Raw genomic sequence first — 24,000 nt, forward strand, 5'->3', positions numbered from 1 at the left:
TATGGACAAGCGTCCACCCTGGACCCTTCCGCACGGGAGTTGCCCATGAGCGCCGCGATCCGGCCGCCAGAGGCCGCAACGCCGATCTTCCGCAATGGTTTCGCCACGACTGCCCTCGCTTTGGGCATCGTCGGCGTCGGATTCGGGCTGAGCGTGTTGTTCGGCCTGCTCGCGACCGTGTCCGGGACACTTGCCGTGCTTTTCGGGGTGATCGGTGTCGTGCGTGCCCGCAGGGGCCGGGCCACCGATGGCGGGATGGCCGCCATCGGTGTCGTCGCCGGCCTGGTCGCGGTGGCACTGGGAGTCATGAGCATGGTCAGCATCGCCGACCAGCCCACGGACTCCCTGAGCTCTATCGGCTTGCTCGGTTGATCGCCGAGACGACGGCCCGCAGCGAGGCCGTCACGATCGACGAGTCGACGCCGACGCCCCACAGCACCTGGTCTCCGATCGCGCATTCCACGTAGGCGGCGGCGCGTGCGTCATCGCCCGCGGTCAGTGCGTGCTCGGTGTAGTCCAGTACTCGGACGTCGTAGCCCACGCTGGCCAGGGCGTCGACAAACGCCGCGATCGGGCCGTTGCCGTTGCCCGTGACCTCGTGCGGGTCGCCTTCGACATGGACGACCGCGGCGATCTCGTCGTGGCCGTGGCCGTCGTCGGCCAGGCGGTGGCGCTGCAGCGTCAGCGGAGACGTCAGCGACAGGTACTCCGCGGCGAAGACGTCCCACATCTGCGCCGGGGTGACCTCGCCGCCCTCGCTGTCGGTCATCCGCTGCACCACGCCGGAGAACTCGATCTGCAGCCTGCGCGGCAGCTCCAGCTGGTGCTCGGTCTTCATCACGTAGGCCACGCCGCCCTTGCCGGACTGCGAGTTCACCCGGATCACGGCCTCGTACGTGCGGCCGACGTCCTTCGGGTCGATCGGCAGGTACGGAACCTCCCACGGGAACTGGTCGACCGGGGTGCCCGCCCTGTCGGCGGCGTCGAGCAGCGCGTCGAAGCCCTTGTTGATGGCGTCCTGGTGGCTGCCGGAGAACGCGGTGAACACCAGGTCGCCGCCGTACGGGTGACGCTCGGCCACGGGCAGCTGGTTGCAGTACTCGACCGTGCGGCGGATCTCGTCGATGTCGGAGAAGTCGATCTGCGGGTCGATGCCCTGGCTGAACAGGTTCATGCCCAGGGTGACCAGGCAGACGTTGCCGGTGCGCTCGCCGTTGCCGAACAGGCAGCCCTCGATGCGGTCCGCGCCAGCCTGGTAGCCCAGCTCGGCCGCGGCGACACCGGTGCCGCGGTCGTTGTGCGGGTGCAGCGACAGGATCACCGAGTCGCGGCGTTCCAGGTTGCGGTGCATCCACTCGATGGAGTCGGCGTACACGTTGGGCGTGGCCATCTCCACGGTCGCGGGCAGGTTGAGGATCACCGGCCGCTGCGGCGTGGGCTTCCAGATCTCGGTGACGGCATTGCACACCTCGGCGGCGTACGACAGCTCAGTGCCGGTGTAGGACTCGGGTGAGTACTGGAACCGGAAGTCGGTGTCGGTGTACTTGTCCGCCAGCTCGACCACCATCTCCGCGGCAGACGTGGCGATCTTCTTGATGCCCTCGCGCTCCTCGCGGAACACCACGCGGCGCTGCAGGATCGACGTCGAGTTGTAAATGTGCACGATCGCCTTGCTGGCACCCTCCAGCGCCTCGAACGTGCGCTCGATCAGCTCGGGACGGCACTGCGTCAGCACCTGGATGCGTACGTCGTCGGGTACGGCGCCCTCGGTGATGATCTCGCGGACGAAGTCGAAGTCGGTCTGGCTGGCCGCCGGGAACCCGACCTCGATCTCCTTGTAGCCCATCTTGACCAGCAGCTCGAACATCCGGCGCTTGCGTGCGGGCGACATCGGGTCGATCAGCGCCTGGTTGCCGTCCCGCAGGTCGACCGCGCACCACAGCGGCGCCTGCGTGATCTTGCGGTCCGGCCACGTGCGGTCGGCCAGCGTGACGTCCTCGACCAGCTCGGCGAAGGGCCGGTACCGGTGCACCGGCATCGACGAGCCGAGCTGGGCGTTCCACTCCGGCTGACCGGCCGGTGCCGGGCGCGCGGGCTTACGGATGCGGGACGAGCGGAAGTCGGGATTCGTGGTCATCGAAGGAGGTCTCCAGCTTCACGAGCGGACGACCGGCGGCAACGCTGAGCTCCGCGGCGGGGAGCCGGTCTGGAAAGTCAGGCCCCGTCGCGGCAGCGAAGCAGGAGGGATCGAGCCACGGCTCCACCCTAAGGGGCCGACCCCCTGGCGCGCCAAACCAGGCGTCCCACATGCTGGGCGTACGCCGTTACTCCGATCGGCCGGGTTTCCGAACAGGCGTCCAGGTCTACCCCAAAGCATGACTACTCGCAGATGGCATGTGACGAGCGGGCGGGGGACGGCGGCTCGGGTTGTGTTCGGGGTCACGGCGATCTTCGCGCTGATCGAAGCCGTGTACATCCTGCTGATCGTCCTGGGTGCGAACACCGCGAACGGCTTCTTCGCGTTCATCCAGTCGCTCGCCGAACCGCTCGCCCTCTTCTTCCCTGGCCTGTTCGGCACCGGTAACTACAACCTCGACATCTTCCTGAACTACGGCCTCGCGGCAGTGTTCTGGCTGGTCGTGGGCTCGATCCTGGCTCGGGTCATTGGCCGGTAACGGTTTGTTACTGGACAGTAGCCAAAGCTGCTGGGCCATGCCAGACTCCTGAGCATGGCCCAGCACGCCGAGTCCGACCGCTCCGGGAAGAGCGCGGGTGCCACTCGTGCACAGGTCGTGGGCATCGTGGCAGGCGTGGTCCGGTGGATCGGCCTGCTGATCACGCTCATCCTCGTGGTGCACGTCCTGCTGACGGTCGGCAGCGCCAACCCGGACAACGGGATCACCAGCTTCTTCGCCGACTGGGCGGAGCCGCTCGCGCTCGGGTTCAAGGACCTGTTCACGCCGAGCGATCCCAAGCTGCTCGTGCTGGTCAACTACGGCATCGCCGCGCTGTTCTGGCTGATCGTCTCAAGCGTCCTGGCCAGGATCATCCGCCGCTTCGCCTAGGCCGTGTTTCAAATGCCCGATCGCGATAGCCGGGCCGGATGCGGCCCCTGACGCCACACCGAGCCGATTCCGGCCTCCGGCCGGGGCAGACTCTCATCGACCGGGACATTCGAAACACGACCTAGGCAGGTAGCCGTACAGGAACGCGTGCACGACCTTCGGGTAGTCGCGGACCTCCGCGATCATGACGCTGAACAGGTGTGCGGCGAACCCGGCGTCCGGCACGTCCAGCAGGCCCTGGTCACGCAACTCCTCGAACCTCTCGGCCAGCGCACGCTGGACGCGCCACGGACCGGCCTCCCGCCAGGCCTGGTAGATCTTCTCGGGGAAGTGCGCCCGCTCGGCACCCATCCGGCGGCTCATCGCGAAGTGGTCGTCGAACTCCGGCTGCGGCCGGTTCCACTCCTCGGCCAACGCGACCAGCGCGGCGGGCAGATCGGTGACGTTCGTGAGCCGCCGCTCGATCATCGCCTCGTGCACCTCGGCGACCTGGCGTGAACTCGCCAGCAGCACCTCGGCGAAGAGGTGTTCCTTGTTGTCGAAGTGGTTGTAGATCGTCCTGGTCGACACACCCGCCTCCGAGGCGATCAGGTCGATGCTCGCAGTGAGGTAGCCGACCCGGCCGAACACCGCCCTGGCGGCCCGCACGATCGCGTCATACTTCTCGTTTCGCCTGGTCACGGCCATCCCATCAGCAAAATTACAACGAACGTTTTACATAGTTGCCATGCACGTTGTACTTTACCTCCATGACACAGCTGAAGCTCGTCGTGATCGTGGGCAGCGTCCGGGAGGGCCGCCGCGGTCCGTTGATCGGCGACTGGTTCGTCGAGCAGGCCGCACAGCACGGCCGGTTCGAGGTCGAGGTCGTCGACCTCGCCGACGTTCCACTGCCTCTCGTGATGCCGCCGCAACCGCCGGCGATGGCCGAACCCGAACGGCCCGCCGGCCTCGCGGCCGTGACCGAGGTGCTGGCGGCCGCGGACGCCTTCGTCGTGGTCACGCCGGAGTACAACCACAGCTTTCCGGCTTCCCTCAAGGCTTTCGTCGACTGGCACTGGAGCCAGTGGCGCGCCAAGCCGATCGGGTTCGTCTCGTACGGCTCAGCCGGCGGCGGCCTGCGCGCGGTCGAGCAACTCAGGTCGGTGTTCGCCGAACTGCACGCGACGACCGTGCGGGACCAGGTCAGCTTCCACCGCTACTGGCTGGAGTTCGACGACAACGGCCGGCCGGTCGACGCCGAGACGCACACCGGCGACGCCAAGCTCATGCTCGACCAGCTGACCTGGTGGGGCACCGCGCTGCGCGACGCGCGAACCGTTACCCCATACGCGGTTTAGAGCTGCGCGATGTTGGCGGCCTCGTCCGGATCGGGCTCGCCGACACCGAGAAACGCCTTCGTCACCTCGACTGCGACGTCAGGCGCGAGCCGTTTCAGGCTCAGCGCAAGGACATTCGCGTCGTTCCACTTCCGTGCGCCTTCGGCGATCCACGCGTCCCACGCCAGCGCGGCCCGCACGCCGGGAACCTTGTTCGCCGCGATCGCGGTGCCCGTGCCGGTCCAGCACATCACCACGCCGAAGTCCGCGTCACCGTCGGCCACAGCTCGGCCCACCGCCGCGCCCAGCTGTGGCCACGACTCGCCCTGGGCAGGCCGCACGACCTGATGCTCGGCCGTCAGGTAGTCGAGAACGGCCTGGGTGGTCTCGTTCTGATCGTCGGCCGCGAACGCGATTCGCATGCCCAGAACGGTACCCCGGCCGGGCGAGCTGTCCTCAGTCCCGCTCTCTGATGTTCGTGTGCGGCCTTGAGCCGTCCACGTCGGTGAAGCCGTACGTCTCGGCGAGCTTTGCCGTCGTTGCGGCCTTGCCTGTGTAGGAAAGCACGTCGGGGTCAGCGGCCAATGCGGCGACCGCGCGGCCGACGAACCGGGGCGACTCGGCACGGCTGATGTCGAAGGCACCAGCACCCGGTATGTCGAGCACGCTGACTCCCTCCTCGGTCACGCGTGCAGCGGTCTCAAGCAGCTCGGTACGCACTAAACCGGGCCAGACCGACACAGCCGCGATGCCGTGCGGCTTCAGCTCGACCGCCATGTCCGCGGTGAGTTTGTCCACCCCCGCCTTGCCGACGCCGTACACCACGTTGTGCGAGTACCCGGCCGCACCGGACGAGGAGATGTTGATGATCGACCCCGGCCGCGGGGCCTTCAGCATGAGTGGCACCGCGAAAACACTTGCCACGTAGTGGGACCGCAGCCCGATGTCGATCACCTGGTCCCAGGCGGCGACCGGCAACGTCCAGAATGGACGGTTGAGCCACGGCGCGATGTCCGGGGCGGAGAAGACGTTGTTCACCAGGACGTCCAGGTGACCATGGTCGGCTCCGACCCTGGCGAAGAGCGCCTCGACCTTGCCGTCGTCCCGGTGGTCACACTCGACGGGAATGCCGACGCCGCCCAGAGCGGTCACTTCCTCCGCCGTCGCTGTGATCGTGCCGGCCAGCGGCCCTTCGGTCACCGTCCGCCCGGTGAGGTAGACGACCGCTCCCGCAGCGCCCAGTTCGAGTGCGATCCCCTTGCCGACACCCCGGCTCGCGCCGGTCACGACAGCAACCTTGCCCGCCAGCAGTGAACTCATCCACCCACCCTGGCACACCGTGCGGACATCCGGGTATAGCTGCCGCGAGCGCCGCCGGACCGTACGTACGATCGATCGTGCTCACCCAGGCGCGGGGGCGATTCCGGCGTTTCGAAGCGACCGGCATGGCCGAGGCATTAGCGGAGGACACCAGCAAGGCGAGAGCCTGCCCACTCGCGCGCGGCGGTCGCCATCCGTGTCTTCCACGGTTGAGGGTCAGCGCTGGCGATGTCGTCCCACATGCGTGCACTGGCCAACGCAAACGCGTCCAGCGACGCATCGGGCGCCGTGTGCCAGGCATCGGATCGCCGCGCCCATGTCTCGGCTTGCGCCACTGTGTGGCCTGCGGCGACCAAGCGAACGAGTAGGCAACAAGGATCAATCCAGGCGGTACCGCGGGTCGGCCAAGCCCAGTCGATCATTCGCGCCGTGCCATCAGCCGGAATGAGCATGTTCGCGGGGTTGTAGTCCGTGTGCAACAAAGTGTTGCCCGCCAGCATCTCGGCTGCGGCAGGTTGGTCGAAGTAGGCCGCCCATCGTTGCCGGGCATCTTTCAATGGCAAGTCCGGACACGGCAAGTCGGCGACCGCACGCATGGCCTCGACGACTACCGGCAGATCCGCAGACCCTGGGGTGTAGTCGGGGTGACGGCCTTCGACGTACTCGAACCCCAACACGTCCCAGCCGGCGACACTGTCGAGATGCCACAGCATCGCGGGCGCGAGCGGGCGCACGTGAGGATTGATCATGGCTTCGCGCTGCTGCGTGATTACGCCAGGATGATCAGTCCGAATACCCTTGACGAACACCTTGCCCATCGCAGTGTCGAGTACTGCGGCAAGAGCGGAGTTCATGCCCTCGGACACGCGGCGACATGTTCGATGTGGCCAGTGCGGGCGCTGATGGCGTCGCGTACATCACCAGGGAGGTCCTGCCAGTCGGTGCGTTGTTGCATGAGTCCTCGGCGAAGACGACAGGTGGGCGGCTGGTCGCGAGCAGGCTACCGACGTGACTGGTGGGCCGACCGTCCGGCACGCCCGGCCCACCACGGAAATCTCCTAGTAGGGGTTGTCGTCCGACGCAGCACAGTTGTATCGGGCGAAAGCGCCCAATTCCTCGACGTCGTCGACGAGCTCAATCTCGTCGACGTCCAGCGGGCGAGGAGTGAACTCGATCGACACCGCGGTCACGATCTCACCTCCCTCCGTGTTGGCAATAGCGGGTCAGGGGCGCCTTGGCTTCCTGGTAGAGCTTCGCCAAGGGCCGACAAGTCCAGCAGGACCCGGAGAGCGCGCAGCCCGAACAGCCACCCGTACGTAGCATCAGCGCGTCGGCAGCGTCACCAAGCCGGGTCAAGCCCCCGATGCCCTCATCCATCAACGGCACCTTCGGGTCACGGCCGACCTTGCAAATGCTGGCCATACCGTGAGGATCACAGCCGAGATTCAACTCGTACGACGCCCGACCGAATCCATAGGGCGACGGCTGACGGACAAGCGCCGTGTCCGAGATTTTCTCGCCCGACAGATCGATTCCCCAACGTTGACTTGCCGCATTCACCAGCCACGTTGGACATATAGCAGCAGAGTCACTCACGACACCCAGCAGTTCAGCGTAGCGGTTCTTCCCAATCTTAATCGCTTGCCGACTGTCAGGCCGCAAGACGAGATAGTCGGTCAGGAACGGACTAGCAATGATCTTATGCAACGCACACCTCCCGACGACCTATTCGGGCACGACCAACGACCGTGCCACGAGTGGGCGCACCCACGCACTCGACCAGTCGAGCCGTAACCGAACGGCCCAACCATGCCGACGTCGCGGACATCGATCGAGTGCGGCTCGGACACGGTGTCGCGTAGGTCCTGGAGGCTCGACGTCGACACAGCCGTCGAGCAGTGGACAACGGCACACGGTGATGGCGAGCGTGTCGAGGGACAGCCGGAGGTCCGGCCACCACTCGGCCGACACGTCCAGCGGCACCTGTAGGACGTCACTCGGCGAACAGGGCTAGCCAGGAACCAAGGTCATCAGCTCCGCACGCTGGTTCCGCCAGTCGCGTTCGGGCCACTCAGACTCATGAGTCGGTGAGGTGACGCAGGTAGGCACCAGGGTTGTCGAGGTAGCGGCGCCAATGGTCGACGAGCTGTAAATCTGACCACTTCACCCGACGTAGACCGTGTTCACCCACTTCGATGATGTCGGCACCAGGTGTGGAGGCGAGGATCGGTGAGTGCGTCGCGCACACCACTTGTGCGCCTGCCTCGCCAAGTTCGTGCATCAGGGCAACGAGTTGCAGGCACGCGGTGAACGACAGCGCCGACTCAGGTTCGTCCATGACATAAAAACCGGGATCACGGAACATCGACCGGAACACGGCAAGGAATCCCTCGCCGTGGCTCATCTCGGCCGTGTTCTCGTCCCAGTAGCCAGGGACACCGCCAAGGTTCTCGGTCATGCTGAACGCGGTTTCAGCACGCAGGAAGAAGCCCTTCTTCTTCAGCCGCGGTCCGGCCAACATGCGAGCGCCTTTGGCGGTGGTCTCCAGTCTCAGGACCTCGCCAAGAGCTGTCTTGGTGGTATCGGCGTTGCCCGCTTTGCGGGCTGCTCGTCCGCCGCGCGCGTCGAGCTTGAACCCCTCGGCGATGGCCTCGACCAAGGTCGACTTACCCGAGCCGTTGTCGCCGACGAGAAACGTCACCGGGTGCGTGAACTCGACGCCGTGCTCGACCACTTCGGCGACGGCCGGCACCGTGTATGGCCACCGCCGGTAGTCCATCGGGCGTCGAGATTCCGGCACGTAGGCGCGGTTGACGAACACTCATGCCCTCCTGATCGTAGTTTGGCTGACATCTACCGTTCGGCCCACAGGGACCAGTAACACACACGGCCAAACCTCACCAATGGGCGAGATGGCCACTTTGTCGCGGGCACAGTGCCCGCAAAGCTGATCAACGCTCGGCTGCCGCTCACGTACACCGCGCCCGACTTGGCGGAGATGGTCAACGCGTACCTCACCCTCGATCCCAAGGGCGGCAAGTTCAGCACGGGCCTCATCGACACGTTTCGGTAGCGGTGCGCATCGTTGGCCGCCGATGTGGCCTCGATGAAGTCGTCGATGTGGTGTGCCTCGACGTCGTGCCCCTGCCCGGCGAGCCATTCGGCCCACCGTCGAGCGGTGTAGGTAGCTGCGCTCCGTGTTCGCCGACAGGGCCTTGGCCCTGATCGTCTTCCGCCACCGCTCGGCCAGCATGCCCCAGACCGCGGTGTTGGTACTGGTCTCGCCCATGTCACAAACTCAGCAATCGTGTTGTCACCGACCGCTGTGCTTGCCATGAGGCCCGCCACGCACCCCGCTGACCCCCCGGTTTTGTGAGGTCAAGACCCCGTCCGGTACCCTCTTCGACGGAGGATTCGCATAGTGGCCTAGTGCGCACGATTGGAAATCGTGTTGGGTGTGATAGCCCTCAGGGGTTCAAATCCCCTATCCTCCGCCAGCCTCAGCCGACGTGTGTCCGCGGAAAACGCGGACCACGTCGGCTGATGACCATGCAGGGGGGACCACCCCCCAAACCCCCCGACACACCTCAGCCGACGCGTGCCCACAGAAAACGCGGACCACGTCGGCTGATGACCATGCAGGGGGGACCACCCCCCAAACCCCCCGACACACCTCAGCCGACGCGTGCCCACAGAAAACGCGGACCACGTCGGCTGGTGACCATGTAGCGGGACTCCACCGAACCTCAGCCGACGCGTGCCCACGGAACGTGCGGGCCACGTCGGCTGATTTTGCCGGGAGCTGGGCGCCGGGGCTCACGGGTGAGCCCCGGCGCGCTTTCAGCCCTCTTCGTCGGGCTTGGCGTGATCCGCCACACCCGGGTGCGGGTCACGGGACAGGTCGACGAGCGGGTGCGGCCCGTCCGCGTCGTCCGGCAACGCGTGGCTGGGCCTGCGCGTCCCGACCTGATCCTGGTTGTCCGAGCTCATCCACGCCCTCCTCTTCGTGTCAAAGTGGACACTACCGATGGGAGGCACGGACCTGCTCGATGAGGTCGAGCAGATCGAACAGCGCGTCCAGCCAGTCCTCGCCCGCGCTCGGCCGGAAACGGACCACCTGCGGGTCGTGATCACTGACCTGATCAGCGAATTCGGCGTTGATGTGAACCACGTCATACTCCAGGCCACGCGACGCGCGACTGGTCAGTGTGTGATCCAACACCTGCGAGTTGCCCTCGAAGATGTACGTGTAGCGCTCGCGCGCGGGCAACGTGTCGATCAGGGCCTTCACCGCGCCACCACGGGTCAGCTCGGCCAGGACGGGCGAGAACTGGAAGTCGTTGAGGTCACCGGTGAGCACGATGTTCGCCTTGCGGTCCACGGCCAGCACGCTGTCCACGAAACCGCGCAACGCGATCGCCTGCTTGATCCGCTGTGCCTCGCTGGACCGGTTCGGCGGCTGGAAACGGCCGTGCACGGACTGGTCGCCGCCCTTGGAGCTGAAGTGGTTCGCCACCACGAACACCTTGCGGCCCTTGAAGACGAACTCGCCGGCCAACGGCTTGCGGGACCTCTCCCACGCGGCGTTGCCCGGGTCGATCCGGCCGGGTGACACCGAAAGCGCCGCCTTGCCGTGCTGCTTGACCACCTGGACCGGCGTGGCCGCGTCAGCACCAGGACGATCCACAAAGGACACCCTGGCCGGGTTGAAGATGAACGCCACCCGGATGTTGCCGCCCGGCTCGCCGCCGTCGGCGTTGTTCGCCGGGTTGATCTGGCGCCATTCGTACCGCGGTCCGCCCTGCGCGACGATCGCGTCGGTGAACTTCTTCAGCGTCTGGCCGGCCGACACCGTGCCGTCGTTCGTGGCGCCGTTGTCGTCCTGGATCTCTTCCAGCGCGATGATGTCCGGGCTCGCCAGGTTCTCCACGACGCCCTTGGCCAGCCGGTCGAACTTGGTCTGCTCGTCACCCGGGTCGAGGTTCTCGACGTTGTACGTGCCGATCGCCAGCTCGCCGGTGCGCTGCTTGCGGGTCTTCTCCGGCTGCAGCCCGCCGCCGGCCACCTGGCCGAGCGTGGTGGCCTGCAAGGTGTACCCGCCGAAGCTGGAGTAGTCCAACGGGCCCTCGGTCACGCCGGTCAGCTTGTCGTTGACGTTCGCCTGCGGGAAGGGCCGCTCGGCGAACGGGATCAGCGACATGACCTTCAACCGGCCGGGGTTCGGCTGGTCGTAGCCCGTGTACAGGGTCCCGCCGCGGGCGGTCGGGTTCTCACCGGGCCGCACGGTCACGTACATCTCGTAGAACTCCGTCGACGGGCCGACAACACGCACATCGGACACCGCGACCCGCATGCCCTCCCGGGACTCGTAGTAGTCCAATGTGTACTCTGCGGGCCTGAGCTCGAGCGAGTCGATGTTGCCGCCGGACGGCACGTAGCCCGCCGGGAGCGAACCGATGGTTTCGGCCTGCGGCAGGGCGTTCCCCGCCGACGAGACCGTCCACGACGCACCGGTCAGCTGGGTCACCGACTGGTACGTCGAGTTCGCGTCGTTGTCCGGCAGCGCTTCCTTCACCGTTCCGGTGACCACGACGGCGTCACCGACCTTGACGTTCGGGGAGGCCGTCCCGGTCAGCACGAACAAGCCTTCGCTGGTACGGGGATCGGCGTCCGGCGCGGTGTCCTGGAACCAGAAACCACGGTCCCGGCCGAACGCGCGGATCGCGGTGACCACACCGGACACGTTCGCGACCTTCTTGCCCGACAAGGGCGAAACCCGCGTGACGCCCTGAATGTCGTGGATCTTCGCGGAAACCGGGGGCGTACCGCCGCCGGGGCCTTCGCCCGCGGCGTTGACCGGGGTCGGTTCACCGGTCGCGAAGTCGGCCGAGTTGTTGTCCGTGTCCGTGCGGTTGACGCGGGCCGACGAGGTGGTGTTGCCCGTGCCAGGCGCCGGCGCGGTCTCACGGACCGTGGCGTTGCCGTACCCGATCAGGTCATGGATCCGGGGGTCGGCGGCACAGTCCGCGGCGGTCAGGCACGTCAGCAGGTCGGTGCTCCTGACCAGCGCGACCGTGCCCGCACCCCCGGCCATCGCGATCGTGCCCACGGCGTCCGGAGTGGGCAGGTCGACGGTTCCGCCGGCGCCCCTGGCCTCGCTGACCAGGTACGTCCCGCCTGGCTGGACCTCACCGGCGAGGCGGGTGGCCTGCCAGCGGCTGGACGCGCTCGGCGCGGCGGGCAGGTACTGCACACTCCAGCCGGCCAGCGAGACCGGCGCCGTCCCGGCGTTGGTCAGCTCGACGAAGTCCTGGGTCAACGTGGCGCCGGAGTTGCCGCCGCCCCCGTAGACCTCGCCGATCAGGATGTCCTGGCTGGGCGCCGCGGCCGCGGCCGGAACGGCCACGACCATGGTGAGCCCGACGGACGCCGCCACGGCGAGCCCGCGTAAGGATGAGGTCACGCTCTGTCCTCCCTCATGACAATCAACCGGGGCATCGTCCCCCGGCCGGGTGAACGAAGGAAGTACGGGGAGGCAACTGTTCGGCCTCTTCACACCCGGCAGCCGGTGTGCAAGCATGTGGTCGCTCCCGCCGCCTGGGTAGATTGACCAGGAGGCAGCTATATGCGCCGAACGCAGCGCATTCTGACGACTCTGACTGTCCTGGCGGTGACGGTGGCACTGACCCCGGCCGTCCAGGCAGCGCAGCCGTTCACCGTCATGACACCGGCCACCGAGGTCGCGTCCCGGTCGGACCGCCGGCCGGTCGCGGGCGGCATCTACGACGCGAAGGCGAACCAGACCTTCATCTCGTGGTCCGGCAAGGCCGCCGACACCTACGTCCAGTCCTACGACCACCGCGCCAAGACCTGGTCCGTGCCCAAGTTCATCGCCGCGGGCGAGTCCGACTCGCACAACTACCCGACGATGATCCAGGCCGACGACGGGCACATCCTGCTGGTGCGCGGGATGCACAACACCGCGACGGTGATCAGCCGGTCACCGAGGCCGCACTCGCTCGAAGGCGACTGGACGACGTTCGAAGCTCCAGCGGGTAAGGCCGCCAGCTACCCGATGCCCTTCAAGACGTCCGACGGAACGCTCTACGTGTTCTACCGCGAGACCACACGGGACATCGACAAGGTGACGCCGACCGACACCCGGCCGATGAAGTACATCGTGTCTAAGGACAACGGCCGCACGTGGAAGAACTCGGTGGAGCTGACCGGGAAACCGTTCGCCATCGGTTCGACAGCGCGGCCGGACAACATGAACGAGATCTACATCGGACAGTTGCGGCAGGACCCGCTGACCGGTCTGGTGCACATCGTGTACACGCTGGCCGGCGGCGGGCCGACTCAGCACGTGCACGACTACTACCACCGCAACATCTACTACGCGGTGTTCAACCCGTACAACCAGCACTTCTACTCGGCGAGCGGGCATGACCTCGGCTACGACATCGACGACGCCGACCAGGAGACCCACCTGAAGGTCGCCGAGACGCCGTTGGAGCGGCCGACCGGCACCCTGAAGTCCCCGGACTACATCCAGCAGGTCGGCGGCAGCATCGGCCGTCCGTTCCTGCTGTGGTTCACGTTCGACAACACCACCGGCACGCCACTGAACCAGGCGAGCGTGTGGAACGGCCGGAAGTGGGAGACGCGGCAGGTCGCCTCCGGCGTCCGGACGCGGGAGATCGAGCCGATCAACCCGGTCACCTGGCGCGTGTACGCGACCAGGGACGGCAAGCCGAACATCGAGACCTACACGCTGCGCTTCGGCAAGGAGTGGAAGGCCGAGACGGTGATCCCGACACGCAAGCCCGTGCAGCGCGTCGAGGTGATCGGCGACTTCCGTGACCCGGCGAGGATTCTGGCCAGCGGCGCGTCGAGCGCTCGCGACGTGGCCATCGCGGACGGCGACATCTACGTGGCCGGCCGGTAAACGCCCATGCGGGAAGGGCCTCGCCAACGCGGCGAGGCCCTTCCCTGGTGCTACTGGCGTGGATCAGCCGACCAGGCGGGTGCCGTTCCAGCCCCAGCCGCGCTGAACCGGGGTGTAGCCGCTGTTGTCACCGAGGAACTCGATGAGGTTGCCGGCCTGGTCGATGACCAGGAAATGGTTGAACTCGGTGCCGACCATCAGCCGCGCGGCGCTGAAGTCTTCCTCGAAGCGGATCTCGCGCAGGTTGGCGCCGCCGTCGAAGAAGTCGTACCACTCCGACAGGATGCCGTCGCCCTTGATCTCCAGGAAGTCGATGTCGTCGGTGCCCGCGATGGTGCGGGTGTTGTGCCAGCCGATGCCGATGACCCACCGGGACAGGCCGTTGTTCGCACCGAACTCCCACACGAGCAGCTCACCGGAACCGTTGATCTCCAGGAAGCGGCCCGGTGCGATGCCGGTGATCACCTTGGTGTTGTACCAGGCGGTGCCGACGGTCGCCGGGACGTAGGTGCTGCCGTTCCACGTCCACTTGACCAGGTTGGAGCTCGAGTTGATCTCCAGGAAGGTGTTCGGGTCCAGGCTGGTGATCTGGCGGGTGTTCTCCCAGCCCTGACCGCGGACCTGACCGCTGAAGGTCTCACCCGCACGGGTCCAGCGGACCAGCTGGCCGGCGGCGTTGATCTCCATGAAGGAGTGTCCGTCGGTGCGCTGCACGCCGACGTCGTTGCCCCGGTCGATCTTCTCGTCCGCCCGCAGCGGCTTGGTGAAGTCCGACGGAGCGGCCGAGCTCGTGCCCGCGGTACCGATGAACATGGCCGCAGCCACACCGATGGTGGCTGCCACCTTGATGAGTCGCACTTGAGGTCTCCCCTTGATTGTTTCGGCCTTGTGCGGCCGGAACAAATGATCACCGTAACCACCCGCGTCCACAACACTGTTGCGCCACGGCGAAAACATGCGACGGCGGGAAACGGCGAGGTCCCGCCCGCGTGTCGCGGACGGGACCTCGTGGTTTCAGGCCTGGCTGAAACGGTCAGCCGAGCAGACGGCTGTTGTCCCAGCCCTGGCCGACCTGACGGCCGACCCAGGCGTTCTGGGCCTCGTCGACGGCGAGCTCCCACAGCGTGCCGTCATCCGGCACGATCAGGAAGTGGTAGGAGTCCGTGCCGACGATCAGCCGGACGTCGGAGAAGTTGGCGTTCGGGCCGAACGGGAACTCCTGCAGGTTGCCCGCGACGCCGAACCAGTTGGAGACCGAACCGAGCTCGTCGGTACCGACCTCGATGAAGTCGATGATGTGGTCCTCGGGGCCACCGAGACCCGCGATCAGCCGAGCGGCCTCCCAGCCGACGCCGAGGTGGTACGGCGCCAGGGTGGTGCCGTGGAAGGTCCACTGGACGAGCTGACCGTCGTGCTTGATCTCCAGGAACCGGTTGTCGTCGATGCCGCTCAGCAACCGGGTCGGCGTCCAGTTGGTGCCGACGACCTCCTCGATGAAGCCGCTGCCGGTCCACGTCCAGCGCGACAGTCGGTAGTCGGCCTTGAGCTCGACGAAGACGTTCTCGTTGAGAGCCGTGATCTGAAGGGTGTGTGCCTCGTCCCAGCCCGAGCCACGGATCTGGCCGGAGTAGCTGTCGCCGGAGCGGGTCCAGTAGACCAGCTGGCCCTGCTTGTTGACCTCCCAGAAGGAGTGGCCATTGGTCCGCTGGGCGGAGAACCCGCTGTCCTGCTTGGCCGGCGCGGGACCCATCGGCTTGCTGTAGTCGTTCTGGGCGGCCGAGCCGGTAGCGGCGGCACCGAGGAACATGGCCACGGCGACACCGACGGTCGCCGCCACCTTCGTAAGTCTCACTTGCAGTCTCCCCATTGTGTGTAGTGGCCTTGTCTGGCCGGTTACCATCCTGGCCCGCTCCGGGCACAGCGGACAACACTGTTGCGCCTCAGCGGAAACATCCATCCGCTCGCGTCGTGACCAGCAATGTCGTGGCGACCCAACGGATCGCGACCGCCGAACGAGTGCTCTACAAGAGACACCCCATTACTCCACATGAGACAATTCAATCAGCCGATCAGCCGAGTGCCGCCCCAGTCCTGGCCGACCCGCACCGGCGTGTACTCCCCGTTGTCCTGGAGCGTGAACTCGTACAGGTCGCCGTTGGTCAGGATCACCAGGAAATGCTGGAAGTCGGTACCGACGATGAGCCGGACGGCGGTGAAGTCCGCGACGTCGAACCGGGTCTCCCGCAGGGCGTGGCCGGCCGACTCGAAGTCGTACCACTCCGACACCGCGCCCGCGCCTTCGATCTCGATGAAGTCGACGAAGTCCTTGCCCGCGATCGCCCTGGTGTTGTCCCACTGCGTGCCGATCGGGTCGTACCCGGTGATGGAGTAGTTACCGTCGAAGTACCAGACGCGCAGGTCACCCAGGTTGTTGATCTCCAGGAACGCGTTCGGCGCGACACCGCTGACCAGCCTGGCGGGCTCCCAGCCCTGGCCGACGTTCTTCTCGGTGTAGAACGAGCCGTTCCACGTCCACAGCGACAGCCGGAAATCGCCCTTGATCTCGATGAAGTGGGTTTCGTCCAGGCTCGTGATCGCCCTGGTGTTCGCCCAGTCGGTGCCCCGCACCTGCGGGACGAAGCTCGCACCGGCCCTGGTCCAGTACACCAGCTGCCCGGCGCCGTTGATTTCCAGGAACGAGTGGCCGTTGGTCCGCTCGGCCGAAACGTCCCGCTGTTCGGTGATGGTCGTGCCGGGGACCAGCGGCTTGCCGAAGTCGTCGCCCGCCGCTGATCCCGTTCCCGCCGCGCCGGCCAATCCTGTGCCGATCAGCCCCGCGGCGGCCACACCCCTGATGAGTACAGACTTGATGGTTCGCACTGTTCCCGCCCCTCCGTACCTCTGTCGGGAAGTACGGCAACAGCGTCACCCGAGGCGCCACACGAAGACCACACCGTTGCGCCACAGCGGAAATGTCAGCCGATCAGCCGAGCGTTGTTCCATCCGGTGCCGCGCTGCACCTTCACGTAGCCGAGCTCGGGATCGAGGGTGTACTCGAACAGGTCACCCGCGGGCGTGTCGACCACGAGGAACCGGTCGAGGTCCAGACCGGCGATCAACCGGGCGTCGGAAAGGTCCATACCATCGTGGTGCACCTCCTGGACGCCCTGTCCCCAGCCGAAGTCGTACCAGTCGGACAGCCCGCCGGTGCCCTTGACCTCCATGAAGTTGATGTTGCCCTTGCCCGCGATCAGCCGGGTGGCACCCCAGTTCGAGCCGATCACCGACCTGGTCAGCTGGTTGGACGCGGTGAACTCCCACAGCACGAGTTCGCCGGCCGTGTTGATCTCGATGAACCGGTTGGACGCGATGCCCGCGATCAGCCGCGCGGGCTGCCAGCCCTGGCCGACCACGTCCTCCGCGTAGTGCTGGCCGGTCCACGTCCACTTCGCCAGCCGGTAGTCCGGCTTGATCTCCAGGAACGTGTTCGTGTCGAGGCTGGTGATGGCGTGCGTCCCGTCCCAGTCGCTGCCCCGCACGTGGTTGGCGAAGGTGTTGCCGGACCTCGCCCAGTACACCAACTGACCCTGGTTGTTGACCTCGATGAACGAATGACCGCCGGTCGACTGGATGCCGATCGACTCGGCAGCCTGCACCATGCCCGTTCCAGCCCCGTCCGCGAGCACCTTCTTGGCTTCCATCGCACCGTCCCCTCTGCTCCGTTCGGCCCTACACCTGGTCATCGCTCGACGGGAGAAATTCATCACTCGATTACCCGGGTGAAACTGCATCGTGTCCGAACCTTGTCGTGGCCCCGGCCGGTGCGGCCTGGTCGCGCCGGCAAACCGATGGCCGATCCCGGCGGGAAGCACCACACTCCTGCAGCACGACGGAAACATTCCGGTCACGTCCGGCGATGCACATACCAAGAGGGGGCAGTCTGCCGTGCAGGGCAACCTGGGACTGGGGCGGCACGTCTTGAAGGGAAGGGGTGGCTTCGCACTGGGGGGTCTGAGGTGCTGAGGATTCATTTCACTACTGCTGACTTGATCCGTACCCGGGTGGCCGCTGCCGCGGATCCGTTCTGGGAGATGGTCCTCAGCCGTCGCAGATTGTTCGAACAGGACACTGCGCTGGTCATGAGACCGTGGGTGGAACAGATGCGGCCGCAGTCCGGATCGGCACTGCTGCGGCCAGGTTTGGTCGCGTTGGCCGCGTTGAGCCCGAAAGGGCCGTACTTTCCCGACTTCATGACGCCAGGCGAAGCCGCCGGGGGTTTCGACTCGGGCATGCAGGCCGTGTTGAGCACGCCGAAGTCCCGGCTGAGCGCGGAGATCGCCCACCTAGCCGCTTCGGCGGACGTGCCGGCGTGGGTACGCCGGGTGGCCGACGGCGAACCCGAGGTTCTGGCCGCTTTGGACCAGTCCTTGCGGTCGTACTACGAGACGGCGATCAAGCCGCTGGACACGCAGATCCAGTCCAGAGTGGACGCCGACAGGCAGCGCCGTGGCCGGGACCTCCTCGACGGCGGCATCGACCAGTTGCTGACCGGTTTCGCGCCGATGATGCGATGGCGCGCGCCGGTGCTGGAGGTCGACTATCCCGTCACGCGGGACCTGTACCTCGAAGGCCGGGGACTGCGGTTGGTGCCGTCGTTCTTCTGCCGTGGCACGCCGGTCGCGCTGGCCGATCCCGGCCTGCCGCCGACGCTCGTCTACCCGATCGACCACGACTCGCACTGGGAGATCGCGGGCAACAAGTCCTTGGCGGACTTGCTCGGCAACACGCGCGCGACGGTGCTGCACGCCGTCGACGGCGGTGCGACCACTACCGAACTGGCGCGTCGGGTGGCGACTTCGCTCGCGTCCGTCAGCCGTCACACGGCCGTGTTGCGTGAAGCCGGGCTCATCGAGACCCAGCGCCGTGGCGCCGCGGTCCTGCACACGTTGACACCACTGGGCGAGTCGCTCCTGTCCAACGACAGGCGGGTGGCCGCCCCTTCACTGCTGACCGCGTGAACGGCACGGCGCCGGTGACTGACCCGGCACCGGCGCCGTCCGCATTGGATGCTCAGTGCCGGGCGAGCCGGAACGCGGAGACAGCCAGCATCGCGGCCAGGATCGGAACCAACACGACATCAGGGACGGCTCCCAGCAGCAGTCCGCCGATCACGGCACCAACGGCCGACCCGGCGGCCATGACCGCGGTGAACGGCAGATTCTCCCGTATGACGGCGAAACTCCGGTCCCGGCTGTAGCGCGCGAAGGCGACCAGCATGGTCGGCAGGGAAACCACCAGCGCCAGGCTTCCGGCGACCCGCACGTCCACGGCGAACAGCAGCGTGATCGTCGGGATGAGCAACTCTCCCCCGGCAACGCCCATGATCGCGGCGACCACGCCGATACCGAACCCGGCCGCGACTCCGACTGGCAGACGTACCCAGCTCGACAGGCCGACACTGCCCAGAGTGGTGAGATGCGTGGCTACCAAGGCGGCGGCCATACCCACCATCAGCACCGCCAGAACGCGGTACAGGGTCGCAGTGCGCATCCGGACAGCCCATGCCGCACCCGTCCACGCACCGAGCAGGCTGCCGGCAAGCAGGTTCGCCGCCACTGTCCAATGCGGACCCAACTCGGTCAACGGGACTGCCGACAGCCTTGCGGGCAGTGCGATGAGCACCACGACCAGGCTCATGGCCTTGTTCAGGATCACGGCCGCCAAGGCGACGAATCCGAACAACCCGATCAGCAGCGGTAACCGGAACTCCGCGCCACCCAGCCCGACCATCCCGCCCAGCACGCCGACCGCCGCGCCCACGGCGAACACGACCGGCCACGACGTTGCCCGTCTCCCGGCGGTGGTGGTCACCTCAAGCACCATGAGCTACCCCGTTCCGCGCCTCTCGTGCGGTCGAAGGCTAGTGAGTGTTCAGCTGTCAGGCACCACCCACACCAGCTTGCGGAACTGGTCAGACCCGCACCCCTGCGAACGGGACGATCCGCTCAGATCATTGATCACCTATCGCCGTCATCAATCGATCATCAGGGTTACAAGTCCACACTTGGTCTTGCGCCGGATATGGGACATTACGCGGCTGCAGTAGCTACTCCACTCGTTTGCGGCCGCGGACATACTTATTGTGTGCATGAGGAGCGCAAAGCGCAGCAACGGGGTGGTGCGCGTCCGACACACGGGTCACAGAAGTCACTTCCCCCTGGCCGGTCTTCTTCTCGCATGCCATTGTTGTCGAGAGATTCACCGCCACCGCTGGGGTGGTGGTTGATCCTCGTTCCGGCCATGCGGTGACGGCCTGGATTGATTGGCTGTTCCGGGAAGCGCCCACCCGGACCAGTGGCGTCGCAAGCATGAGGAGGCACCGAAAGTCCTGGACCGGCAATGCGGGTTCCGCGAGTTTCCCGGACCCGCGAATAGCGTGAATGGAGCATTTCGGGGGGCGCCGTCGGCGTCGCTATGACCGGACGCATTACTCACTTTCGACACGGCAACAGCGCGGTTGAGATCCATCCGGCATACCAGGAGATGCAGTGACAGAGGCAGTGACCAGTTTCGCGGAATTTCAGAAGCTCGATCTGTGTTCGTGCGAGGGAGGATCGCGCCATTTCGCGGGAGTTTTCACCATCTCGTGGGTTCCGTCCCAGGAGACCAGCGACCTCACCGTGACGATCACAGGCGGTGGTGACACGCTGGAAGAACGCACGTTCACGCCCGACAACGCCACGCAGACGTTCGACGTCTCCAACGGCACCTACACCTTCACCGGCACGATCGTCGCCATGTACGACTACGGCGGCATGCACGGCCAGTTGCACGGCATGCACCTGGTGTTCACGCAGCCGGACGGCAGTTCCGGTTTCACCGGCACGATCGGCCACTGGTAGCAGTTGGCTGGTGGCGTCCGACCCCACAGCATGCCCACGCCACGCCGCCACCACGCAAGATCGACAACCAGTGGCGGTCAGACCCCTGCGTGACAGGCCAGGGCTAGCTGGGCGATTGCCACCAGAGTTGCGGCCACACACCGAAACGCCCGGCGGACCGCGCTGGTCTGCCGGGCGTTCTGGCTGTTTGATGGCGGTAGCGGTGGGATTTGAACCCACGGAGGGCGTGAACCCTCACACGCTTTCGAGGCGTGCTCCTTCGGCCGCTCGGACACGCTACCGCGGAGAAGCTTACCGGACGGCTTCGCGGGGCTTACCGCCACGCCCGCATTTCGGCGGCGAGGCGGAGGCGGGCCCTGGCCAGGCGAGCGCGGGCAGCCTCTTCGGTGCCGCCGGAGATGCGCGCGATCTCCAGGTGGGGCAGGCCATGGATCTCGGCGAGCAGCCACGTGTGCAGCTGGGGCGGGGAAAGGTGCGTGAGCGCCACGTTGAGGGCGCGGAAGGCCGCCACCGCCTCGGCCATGCGGGGTGGATCACACACCGGGTGGTTCGCGGCCATGTCGGGGATCAGGTCGATGAGCTCCTGCGGGCGACGGCCTCGCAGGACGTTCAGACACTGGCGGTGCGTCACCCTGAAGATCCAGGTGCGCACCGCCGCGGGGTCAGTCAGTTCGGAGAGCCGCCGCCACGTCGTCACGGACACTTCCTGCACCACGTCCTCGGCGTCCGCACGGTCGCCGAGGATGCGCAGAGCCATCTGGAAGATCCGGCCGGAGTAGCGGCCGAGCAGGGTGGCGAACGCCGTTTTGTCTCCGCCCGAAGCGCGCCCTACCAGCGTGGCGTCATCCTCCACACTGGACGGCTCCGAGTTCACCGACCCTTTGCCGTTCAGGGTGTTCGCCGGTCGTCACGCAGCGAGTCCTTGGCGTCCTGCACCGCGCCCGCTGCCTTGTCGCGCACGTCGTGGCCGGTCTCCTTGACCTCGCCCTTGAGCTGGTCACGTTTGCCGGCCGCTTCCAGCTCCTCGTTGTCGGTGAGCTGTCCGAGCTTCTCCTTGCCCTTGCCGATCAGCTGTTCGGCCTTGTCCTTAGCCTTGTCGAAGCCACTCATGGATGTGGAGTTCCCGTTCCGCCATCCGGCACAACGCAGACGTGATCTACATCACAGTCTGTGCGTCTTGAAGAACTCCTCCATCAGTGCTGTGGCCTCGTCTTCGAGCACGCCACCGACGACTTCCGGGCGGTGGTTGAGCCTTCGGTCCCTGATCACGTCCCACAGCGAGCCCGCCGCGCCTGTCCTGGGCTCCCACGCGCCGAACACCACGCGTTCGATCCGGGCGAGCACCAACGCGCCCGCGCACATCGTGCACGGTTCGACCGTCACGACCAGCGTGCATCCGGTCAGCCGCCAGCCGTCCCCCAGCTGCCTGGCGGCCGCGCGCAAAGCCAGGACCTCGGCGTGCGCGGTCGGGTCGCCGAGCGCCTCCCGCGCGTTGCACGCCCTGGCCAGCTCCTTGCCGGACGGATCGAGCACGAGCGCGCCGATCGGCACATCACCGGTCCTGACGGCCTCAGCGGCCACCGCCAGTGCGGACCGCATCAGGTCCTCGTCGGTCACTGGTGGATGCGGTCGAGCAACGCGCTGAACTCCGAAGCGAACCCGCAGCGCTGGGCGATCATCTGCAACTGCTGGTCCGGGTAGAGATCGACCTCGCCGGTGATCACCTGCAGTTCGGGCGCGGGCAGCCCGAGGTCGGCCAGGATGTCCAGCGAGCCCTCCGGCCACAGCTCGTCGTCCTCGTCGTCCGGCGGGTCGACCCGCAGCAGGTCGAGGGCGTCGGCCGCGATGTCGTAGTCGAGCGCGGCGGCCGCGTCCGACAGCAACAGCGACATCCCGCCAGGACTGGGCCGGAGCAGCAGGAAGAACTCGTCGTCGACGGCCAGCATGCCGAACACCGCGCCGGTCGACCGGATCTTGCGCAGCTCGGTGATCGCCGAGTCGAGCTCACGCAGGGCGCCTTCACTCATGGCGTCGCACCGCCATTTGCCGTCCTCCCGGACGACCGCTACCGCGAAGCCGGCGACTGGCTCCTGGAGAGACATGGACACACCGTATTCCGGTTCGCGTTCACCCGGAAGAACCAGCCCCCATCGGCGCGCCAGCGATGTCACTATCAAAGACATGAACGCCACCCGTTCGACCCCGTCACCGTCCGTTTCCCCGTTGGCCACCGATCCGCGGTTCACCGGGTTGGTCGAGGCGGCACGTGCGCTACAGCCGCGCACAGTGGCGTTGCGCAGAAGGATCCACAAGTTCCCGGAGCGAGGGCTGAACCTGCCCCGCACCCAGGCGGCCGTGCTCCAGGCGCTGGACGGCCTGGGCATGCACGTGATGACCGGCGAGAAGTGCACCTCGGTGATCGCGGTCCTCAACGGTGCCCGCCCAGGTCCGACCGTGTTGTTGCGGGGCGACATGGACGCGCTCCCCCTACAGGAGGACAGCGGTCTCGCGTACACCTCCGAAATAGACGGTGTGATGCATGCCTGCGGCCACGACACGCACACCGCGATGCTCGTGTCGGCCGCACGGCTGCTGTGCAGCCGTAAGGACGCTCTGACAGGCCGGGTCATCTTCATGTTCCAGCCAGGTGAAGAGGGCTATCACGGCGCCAAGTACATGATCGACGAAGGCGTGCTCGACGCGGGCGGACGGCCGATCGAGGGCGCGTTCGCCCTGCACATCACGGCTACCGACACGTCAGGCGTGATCCGCAGCAAGGCGGGCGCGATGCTGGCTGCGGCGGACAACTTCACCGTGCGGATCACCGGCCGCGGCGGTCACGGCGCGATCCCGCACCACGCCCTGGACCCGGTGCCTGCCGCCGCTGCCATCGTCGGCGCCCTGCAGACCATGGTGACCAGGCAGATCAGCGTGTTCGAGCCGGTCGTGGTGACCGTCGGCCGGATCACCGCGGGCACCACGTCCAACATCATCCCGGAAACGGCCGAACTCGAAGGCACCTTCCGGTCGTTGTCCGAGGCCAGCCGCGCCAGGATGCGCGAGGAGCTGCCGAAACTGTGCCACCACGTCGCGGCCGCGTACGGCTGCACGGCGGAGGTCGACCTGAACCAGGGCTATCCGGTGACGGTCAACGACGACGTCATCGGCCCGCACGTGGTCGACCTCGCCGGTGCGGTCCTCGGGCAGCGGCACGCCGCGCCTATGCCCAACCCGCTGATGGGCGCCGAGGACTTCTCGTACGTCCTGCAGAAGGTGCCGGGCGCGTTCGCGTTCCTCGGCGCCTGCCCGCCCGGCGTCGACCCGGCCGACGCCGACCCGAACCACTCGAACCGGGTGCATTTCGACGAGTCGGCGCTGGCCAACGGGGTCGCGATGTACGCGGCGTTCGCCCTGGACACGCTCCGGTAGGCACCACGAAGACGACA

At 66.7% G+C, this 24,000-nt stretch carries 28 protein-coding genes and 2 tRNA genes; 10 read left to right on the forward strand and 20 right to left on the reverse strand.

The genetic code is table 11. The features are described from left to right. Positions 1 to 45 precede the first annotated feature (45 nt). Complete coding sequence (locus GC106_RS18765) at positions 46 to 372, forward strand: hypothetical protein (protein ID WP_173132089.1); 327 nt, start codon at positions 46 to 48, stop codon at positions 370 to 372. Here GC106_RS18765 and leuA read toward each other — a convergent pair. After that, positions 353 to 2,137, reverse strand: coding sequence for a 2-isopropylmalate synthase (gene leuA, locus GC106_RS18770; protein WP_173132092.1), 1,785 nt, complete (start codon positions 2,135 to 2,137; stop codon positions 353 to 355). The two genes, GC106_RS18765 and leuA, sit on opposite strands and share 20 nt — an antisense overlap. A 238-nt stretch (positions 2,138 to 2,375) precedes the next feature. Between leuA and GC106_RS18775 the strand changes: the two genes are divergently transcribed. Then, positions 2,376 to 2,675, forward strand: a complete 300-nt coding sequence (locus GC106_RS18775) for a hypothetical protein (protein WP_173132095.1) — start codon at positions 2,376 to 2,378, stop codon at positions 2,673 to 2,675. 54 nt (positions 2,676 to 2,729) lie between these two features. Next, complete coding sequence (locus GC106_RS18780) at positions 2,730 to 3,065, forward strand: hypothetical protein (protein WP_173132098.1); 336 nt, start codon at positions 2,730 to 2,732, stop codon at positions 3,063 to 3,065. A gap of 93 nt (positions 3,066 to 3,158) precedes the next feature. On the opposite strand, the gene GC106_RS18785 is transcribed toward GC106_RS18780, so the two are convergent. Beyond that, positions 3,159 to 3,746, reverse strand: coding sequence for a TetR/AcrR family transcriptional regulator (locus GC106_RS18785; RefSeq protein WP_173132100.1), 588 nt, complete (start codon positions 3,744 to 3,746; stop codon positions 3,159 to 3,161). 68 nt (positions 3,747 to 3,814) lie between these two features. Between GC106_RS18785 and GC106_RS18790 the strand changes: the two genes are divergently transcribed. Beyond that, positions 3,815 to 4,405 (forward strand): NADPH-dependent FMN reductase, encoded by a 591-nt coding sequence (locus GC106_RS18790; protein WP_173132103.1) that lies wholly within the window; start codon positions 3,815 to 3,817, stop codon positions 4,403 to 4,405. Here GC106_RS18790 and GC106_RS18795 read toward each other — a convergent pair. From GC106_RS18795 to GC106_RS18815, 6 genes are all read right to left on the reverse strand, one after another. After that, positions 4,402 to 4,806 (reverse strand): RpiB/LacA/LacB family sugar-phosphate isomerase, encoded by a 405-nt coding sequence (locus GC106_RS18795; RefSeq protein WP_173132106.1) that lies wholly within the window; start codon positions 4,804 to 4,806, stop codon positions 4,402 to 4,404. The two genes, GC106_RS18790 and GC106_RS18795, sit on opposite strands and share 4 nt — an antisense overlap. A 34-nt stretch (positions 4,807 to 4,840) precedes the next feature. Next, on the reverse strand, positions 4,841 to 5,704 hold the full coding sequence (locus GC106_RS18800) for an SDR family NAD(P)-dependent oxidoreductase (protein ID WP_173132109.1): 864 nt from the start codon (positions 5,702 to 5,704) through the stop codon (positions 4,841 to 4,843). Positions 5,705 to 5,841: 137 nt separating this feature from the next. After that, positions 5,842 to 6,570, reverse strand: a complete 729-nt coding sequence (locus tag GC106_RS18805) for a phosphotransferase family protein (RefSeq protein ID WP_312872725.1) — start codon at positions 6,568 to 6,570, stop codon at positions 5,842 to 5,844. Between the two features lie 192 nt (positions 6,571 to 6,762). Then, positions 6,763 to 6,894, reverse strand: a complete 132-nt coding sequence (locus tag GC106_RS48845; protein ID WP_281368547.1) for a hypothetical protein — start codon at positions 6,892 to 6,894, stop codon at positions 6,763 to 6,765. 4 nt (positions 6,895 to 6,898) lie between these two features. After that, the gene (locus GC106_RS18810; protein ID WP_173132112.1) at positions 6,899 to 7,411 is read right to left on the reverse strand and encodes a hypothetical protein; all 513 of its coding nucleotides are present in this window, start codon (positions 7,409 to 7,411) and stop codon (positions 6,899 to 6,901) included. Positions 7,412 to 7,781: 370 nt separating this feature from the next. Then, the gene (locus tag GC106_RS18815) at positions 7,782 to 8,456 is read right to left on the reverse strand and encodes an AAA family ATPase (RefSeq protein ID WP_312872726.1); all 675 of its coding nucleotides are present in this window, start codon (positions 8,454 to 8,456) and stop codon (positions 7,782 to 7,784) included. Positions 8,457 to 8,639: 183 nt separating this feature from the next. Between GC106_RS18815 and GC106_RS18820 the strand changes: the two genes are divergently transcribed. Beyond that, positions 8,640 to 8,777 (forward strand): hypothetical protein, encoded by a 138-nt coding sequence (locus GC106_RS18820; protein WP_173132118.1) that lies wholly within the window; start codon positions 8,640 to 8,642, stop codon positions 8,775 to 8,777. A 334-nt stretch (positions 8,778 to 9,111) separates the two neighbouring features. After that, positions 9,112 to 9,201 (forward strand) — tRNA-Ser (locus tag GC106_RS18825). Between the two features lie 343 nt (positions 9,202 to 9,544). Here GC106_RS18825 and GC106_RS18830 read toward each other — a convergent pair. Then, the gene (locus GC106_RS18830) at positions 9,545 to 9,694 is read right to left on the reverse strand and encodes a hypothetical protein (protein WP_173131541.1); all 150 of its coding nucleotides are present in this window, start codon (positions 9,692 to 9,694) and stop codon (positions 9,545 to 9,547) included. 31 nt (positions 9,695 to 9,725) lie between these two features. After that, complete coding sequence (locus tag GC106_RS18835) at positions 9,726 to 12,116, reverse strand: DUF8508 domain-containing protein (protein ID WP_173132370.1); 2,391 nt, start codon at positions 12,114 to 12,116, stop codon at positions 9,726 to 9,728. Positions 12,117 to 12,329: 213 nt separating this feature from the next. On the opposite strand from GC106_RS18835, the gene GC106_RS18840 reads away from it, so the two are divergent. After that, positions 12,330 to 13,652, forward strand: a complete 1,323-nt coding sequence (locus GC106_RS18840; RefSeq protein WP_173132121.1) for a BNR-4 repeat-containing protein — start codon at positions 12,330 to 12,332, stop codon at positions 13,650 to 13,652. Positions 13,653 to 13,715: 63 nt separating this feature from the next. On the opposite strand, the gene GC106_RS18845 is transcribed toward GC106_RS18840, so the two are convergent. The 4 genes from GC106_RS18845 to GC106_RS18860 form a co-directional block, all read right to left on the reverse strand. Continuing rightward, a complete protein-coding gene (locus GC106_RS18845) occupies positions 13,716 to 14,510 on the reverse strand; it encodes a hypothetical protein (RefSeq protein ID WP_173132124.1) in 795 nt (264 codons plus the stop codon). 175 nt (positions 14,511 to 14,685) lie between these two features. Next, positions 14,686 to 15,504, reverse strand: a complete 819-nt coding sequence (locus GC106_RS18850) for a hypothetical protein (RefSeq protein ID WP_173132127.1) — start codon at positions 15,502 to 15,504, stop codon at positions 14,686 to 14,688. 209 nt (positions 15,505 to 15,713) lie between these two features. Then, positions 15,714 to 16,532, reverse strand: coding sequence for a hypothetical protein (locus GC106_RS18855; RefSeq protein WP_173132130.1), 819 nt, complete (start codon positions 16,530 to 16,532; stop codon positions 15,714 to 15,716). A gap of 95 nt (positions 16,533 to 16,627) precedes the next feature. Continuing rightward, entirely contained in the window at positions 16,628 to 17,353 is a 726-nt protein-coding gene (locus tag GC106_RS18860; protein WP_173132133.1) for a hypothetical protein, read from the reverse strand. 438 nt (positions 17,354 to 17,791) lie between these two features. On the opposite strand from GC106_RS18860, the gene GC106_RS18865 reads away from it, so the two are divergent. Next, positions 17,792 to 18,670 carry an ArsR/SmtB family transcription factor gene (locus GC106_RS18865; protein WP_173132136.1) on the forward strand — a complete coding sequence of 293 codons (879 nt, stop codon included), beginning with the start codon at positions 17,792 to 17,794 and terminating at the stop codon, positions 18,668 to 18,670. A 52-nt stretch (positions 18,671 to 18,722) separates the two neighbouring features. Here GC106_RS18865 and GC106_RS18870 read toward each other — a convergent pair whose 3' ends face one another. Then, the gene (locus GC106_RS18870) at positions 18,723 to 19,523 is read right to left on the reverse strand and encodes a sulfite exporter TauE/SafE family protein (protein WP_217280657.1); all 801 of its coding nucleotides are present in this window, start codon (positions 19,521 to 19,523) and stop codon (positions 18,723 to 18,725) included. Positions 19,524 to 20,332: 809 nt separating this feature from the next. Here GC106_RS18870 and GC106_RS18875 point away from each other — a divergent pair. Next, complete coding sequence (locus GC106_RS18875; protein WP_173132142.1) at positions 20,333 to 20,554, forward strand: hypothetical protein; 222 nt, start codon at positions 20,333 to 20,335, stop codon at positions 20,552 to 20,554. 191 nt (positions 20,555 to 20,745) lie between these two features. On the opposite strand, the gene GC106_RS18880 is transcribed toward GC106_RS18875, so the two are convergent. From GC106_RS18880 to GC106_RS18900, 5 genes are all read right to left on the reverse strand, one after another. After that, a tRNA-Ser gene (locus tag GC106_RS18880) sits at positions 20,746 to 20,835 on the reverse strand. Positions 20,836 to 20,867: 32 nt separating this feature from the next. Then, on the reverse strand, positions 20,868 to 21,428 hold the full coding sequence (locus GC106_RS18885) for an RNA polymerase sigma factor (protein WP_173132145.1): 561 nt from the start codon (positions 21,426 to 21,428) through the stop codon (positions 20,868 to 20,870). A 14-nt stretch (positions 21,429 to 21,442) separates the two neighbouring features. Then, entirely contained in the window at positions 21,443 to 21,664 is a 222-nt protein-coding gene (locus GC106_RS18890; RefSeq protein WP_173132148.1) for a CsbD family protein, read from the reverse strand. 51 nt (positions 21,665 to 21,715) lie between these two features. Then, the gene (locus GC106_RS18895) at positions 21,716 to 22,171 is read right to left on the reverse strand and encodes a nucleoside deaminase (protein ID WP_312872727.1); all 456 of its coding nucleotides are present in this window, start codon (positions 22,169 to 22,171) and stop codon (positions 21,716 to 21,718) included. Then, positions 22,168 to 22,656, reverse strand: coding sequence for a tRNA adenosine deaminase-associated protein (locus GC106_RS18900; protein WP_173132151.1), 489 nt, complete (start codon positions 22,654 to 22,656; stop codon positions 22,168 to 22,170). Before GC106_RS18900 ends, GC106_RS18895 begins: the two co-directional genes overlap by 4 nt. 79 nt (positions 22,657 to 22,735) lie before the next feature. Between GC106_RS18900 and GC106_RS18905 the strand changes: the two genes are divergently transcribed. Further along, positions 22,736 to 23,983, forward strand: coding sequence for a M20 metallopeptidase family protein (locus GC106_RS18905; RefSeq protein WP_173132154.1), 1,248 nt, complete (start codon positions 22,736 to 22,738; stop codon positions 23,981 to 23,983). Positions 23,984 to 24,000: the final 17 nt, after the last annotated feature.

Origin of the sequence: Kibdelosporangium persicum, from assembly GCF_013280595.1 — a bacterium.
GTDB classification, from domain to species: domain Bacteria; phylum Actinomycetota; class Actinomycetes; order Mycobacteriales; family Pseudonocardiaceae; genus Kibdelosporangium; species Kibdelosporangium persicum.